The organism is Clavibacter lycopersici, assembly GCF_003576405.1.
In the GTDB taxonomy this organism is placed as follows: Bacteria; Actinomycetota; Actinomycetes; order Actinomycetales; family Microbacteriaceae; genus Clavibacter; species Clavibacter lycopersici.
The window spans coordinates 1-3,242 of sequence record NZ_QWGT01000280.1; the positions used below are offsets into that span (position 1 = coordinate 1).

Genomic DNA, 3,242 nt, shown 5'->3' on the forward strand with positions numbered 1-3,242 from the left:
TCGCACGGGGTGCCGCTGGTCCGCGACCTGATCGCGACCGGCCGGCATCGCGTGGTCTACCGCCCGCACCCGCGCTCCTGGTGCGCGCCACCGATGGCGACCGCGTCGCGCGGCTGGTCGTCAACGCCACCGGCACGTGGGGCGCGCCGTTCATCCCCTCGTACCCGGGGCTCGCGACGTTCCGCGGCCGGCAGCTGCACACGTCGGGCTACCGCGCGGCGGCCGACCTGCGGGGGCTGCGCGTGCTCGTCGTGGGCGGCGGCACCTCCGCCATCGGCTTCCTCCTCGAGCTGGAGGGGGTCGCCGCGCGCACCATGTGGTCGACGCGGCGTCCGGTCGACTTCCTCGAGGCGGGCGAGCTCGACGTCGAGGCCGCGGTGCGCGCGGTGGACCTGCAGGACCAGGCGGCCCGCGCGGGGCAGGCGCTGCCGAGCATCGTCAGCGGCACGGGCGTGCCGCGCACGCGCCGCATCGTGGCGGGGATCCGGCGCGGCGTGCTCGACAGCCGCGGGCCGATCGCGCGCTTCGAGGAGGACGGCGTCGTCTGGGCGGACGGCGGGCGCGACCAGGTCGACGCCGTGATCTGGGCGACCGGCTTCCGCCCCGAGATCCGGCACCTGGCGCCGCTCGGCCTCCGGGAGAAGGAGGGCGGGGTGCGCGTCGAGTCGGGGGTGTCCGCGCGGGATCCGCGGGTGTTCCTCGCGGGATACGGCCCGCAGGCGTCGACGATCGGCGCGAACCGCGCGGGGCGTCGCGTCGCCCGGCAGGTCGTCGCGGCCCTCGGCTGAGGCGAGGGAGCGGCGCGCACGACCCCGGCGGTGGTGCCGCGGGGCAGGGGGCGTGAGGGCCGACGCCGTCCGCGGGAACTCGCGGCGGGCCCCCACGTCCATCCGGACCTCACGGGTCGGTCCGGACGTGATCCGACCGGTGCGGGGTGCGCCGACATCGCCGCACCCCGCGACCTGGTCGACCTGCACGGACTCTCGGGGGAAGAGTTCGTGCGCAAACGAGTCTACAGCCGTGTCCTCCTTTCCGAGGACACGGGCGGGTCGGCTGGCGGCACGGCGGAGGGGAGCCGCGCCACGTGGCACGGCTCCCCTCCGGGTGGGGCGGATCAGCTCCGCGCGTCGTCCTGCACGGCCTGCTTCGCGTCCTGCGCGGAGCTCGAGACGTCCTGCGCGGTCGACTGCGCCTCGGATCGCACGGTGTCGGCGGAGTCGGTCGCGGTGTCCTTGACCGCAGCGGCGGCCTCCTGCGCGGGCTCCTTCAGCTCGCTCGCCACGTCCTTGGCCGCGTCGGTCGCCTTCTCGACGAGGGGCTGAGCCTTGTCCTTCACGGTCGAGGCGAGCTCCTTCTCCTTGTCGCTCGCCGGGATCAGCGAGGCGATGAGGAGGCCGGCGCCGAACGCCACGAGGCCGAGGCCCAGGGGGTTGCCCTGCGCCTTCGCCTTCGCGCCGCCCGCGGTGCCGGAGACGGCGTCGCCCACGCTCGAGCGCGCGTCGCTCGCCGAGCCCAGGACGCTGTCCTTCACGTTCGAGAACGCGCCGCGCACCTTGTCGGTCTGCCGCTGGGCCACCTTCGCGGGGGTGACCTTGTCGGCCACCGCGTCCACGTCGACGCTCAGCTCGTTGCGGGTCCGCTCGATCTCGGCGCGGATCTCCTCGGGGTTGTCGCTCATCGGTCTGCCTCGTTCCTCTTCATCGCTTCGGGGATCTTCTTGACGCTCTCGGCCGTGCGGGGCGCGCCCTGCACGGTCTTCAGCTGCTTGCGGCCCTGGAGGTACATGACCAGGCCGATGACGGCCCAGATCACCGCCACGACGACGGCGGCCCAGGCCAGGTTGTCGAACCAGTAGGACAGTCCGACCATGAGGGCGACGGAGAGGAAGAACACGGCCATCAGGCCCGCGTATCCCGCGCCGCCCAGGAGGCCGGCACCCTTCCCGGCCTTCTTGGCCGAGTCGCCGATCTCCGCCTTCGCGAGGGCGATCTCCTGTCGCATCAGCGTGGAGACGTCCTTCGTGACGTTCCCGAGGAGGTCGCCGAGGCTGGTGGTCGCGGCCTTCTCCTCGGAGGGGGTGCGTGCGTCGGTCATGCGCGCGATCCGTCGGATGTGCCGCCCGCGCCGAAGGTCTCGGTCAGGGGATCGGTGGTGCGCGTCCGGTCGTACAGCGGCGTGGAGGCCTCGGTCGACGGGGCGTCGTACGGGCCGACGCCGATGGGCTCGTCGGCGCTGAGCTCGGTCGGCGCGTGGCCGCTCGCGGTCGGGACGGCCGGCGTGACGTAGGCGGCACCGGTCGTGCCGGCGCCGGTCGTGTCGGCGGCGGTCGTCGATGCGCCGGTGGACGGGGTCGCCTGCTCCGCCTCCTTCCGGTCGTGCGCCTCGCTGGTCAGCGAGCGCGTGAGGCGGCCGGCGGCGACGCCCGCCACGACGGCGAGCCCGACGAACAGGCCAGGACGGCGTCGCGCGAAGTCGGTGACGTCGCGGAGCAGCGTGCCCGGGTCGCGGCCCTCGAGGTACTCGGCGGCGCTGCCGGCGCGCTGGGAGACCTGAGTCACGAGCTCGCCCGCGAGGCCCGTGCTCTCGGACCTGTCGCCCATGTCGCGCAGCTCGTCGCTGAGCGTGCGGAGGCTGCCTGCGGCGCGCTCCTGCTGGACGCCCGTCTGCTCGCGGAGCTGGTCGCGGGTCTGCGCGATGAGGTCCTGCGCCTGCGACCTCACCTCGGACGCGACCTTCCCGGCCTCGTCCTTCGTGACGCCGGCGACGTGCTGGGTGCCGGCCTTCGCGTCGCCGGCGACGGACGCGGCCTGCTCCTTCGCGGTGTCCTTCGTGCTGCTGCTGTTCGCGTCGTCGCCGGCCGCGGTGCCGGTGGGCGTCGCGCCGGGGTAGGCGGGGACGGGGACGCCGGCGTACGCGTCGGTGGCGGATCCGCCGCCCGCGGGCGTCGCCGGTGTGAGGTCGTTCGACATGTGGTTCCCTCTCGGTGCTCGTGGTGGTCGAGTTCCCGCAGGGCTCGGGCCCTGGGACTCCACACGCAACTCCGAGAGGAGGGCAGTGCATAGCCCCCCGCCGAAAAAGGGGGCCCCCTAACTATTCGTGCGCAGATGCGCTATGCGCCCGTGCGCGGTGCGCATCCCCGCCCTAAGGCGTGCGGCGGCCGCTCGTGTGCTTCACGGGCGTCGTCGGCGGCGGGCCGGAGCGGCGCGAGACCGGGCGCACGGGCTCGCCGCGGCGGTCCTGCC

At 74.5% G+C, this 3,242-nt stretch carries 3 protein-coding genes and 1 pseudogene; 1 reads left to right on the forward strand and 3 read right to left on the reverse strand.

From position 1 onward, the window contains the following. Positions 1 to 65 precede the first annotated feature (65 nt). Positions 66 to 788, forward strand: a pseudogene (locus DZG00_RS13850) (FAD-dependent oxidoreductase); the annotation flags it as partial. Positions 789 to 1,114: 326 nt separating this feature from the next. On the opposite strand, the gene DZG00_RS13855 reads toward DZG00_RS13850, so the two are convergent. Genes DZG00_RS13855 through DZG00_RS13865 form a run of 3 tightly spaced genes read right to left on the reverse strand, consistent with a single transcriptional unit; the run spans position 1,115 to position 2,969 of the window. Next, the gene (locus DZG00_RS13855; RefSeq protein ID WP_119382353.1) at positions 1,115 to 1,678 is read right to left on the reverse strand and encodes a DUF3618 domain-containing protein; all 564 of its coding nucleotides are present in this window, start codon (positions 1,676 to 1,678) and stop codon (positions 1,115 to 1,117) included. Next, entirely contained in the window at positions 1,675 to 2,094 is a 420-nt protein-coding gene (locus DZG00_RS13860; protein WP_119382352.1) for a phage holin family protein, read from the reverse strand. The genes DZG00_RS13855 and DZG00_RS13860 overlap by 4 nt, the downstream gene beginning before the upstream one ends. Next, complete coding sequence (locus DZG00_RS13865; protein WP_119382351.1) at positions 2,091 to 2,969, reverse strand: hypothetical protein; 879 nt, start codon at positions 2,967 to 2,969, stop codon at positions 2,091 to 2,093. Before DZG00_RS13865 ends, DZG00_RS13860 begins: the two co-directional genes overlap by 4 nt. Positions 2,970 to 3,242 lie beyond the last annotated feature (273 nt).

Excerpts from the sequence above, each read along its gene's own strand:
- DZG00_RS13855 (WP_119382353.1), bottom strand. The coding sequence starts at position 1,678 with ATGAGCGACAACCCCGAGGAGATCCGCGCCGAGATCGAGCGGACCCGC.
- DZG00_RS13865 (WP_119382351.1), bottom strand. The coding sequence starts at position 2,969 with ATGTCGAACGACCTCACACCGGCGACGCCCGCGGGCGGCGGATCCGCC.
- DZG00_RS13860 (WP_119382352.1), bottom strand. The coding sequence starts at position 2,094 with ATGACCGACGCACGCACCCCCTCCGAGGAGAAGGCCGCGACCACCAGC.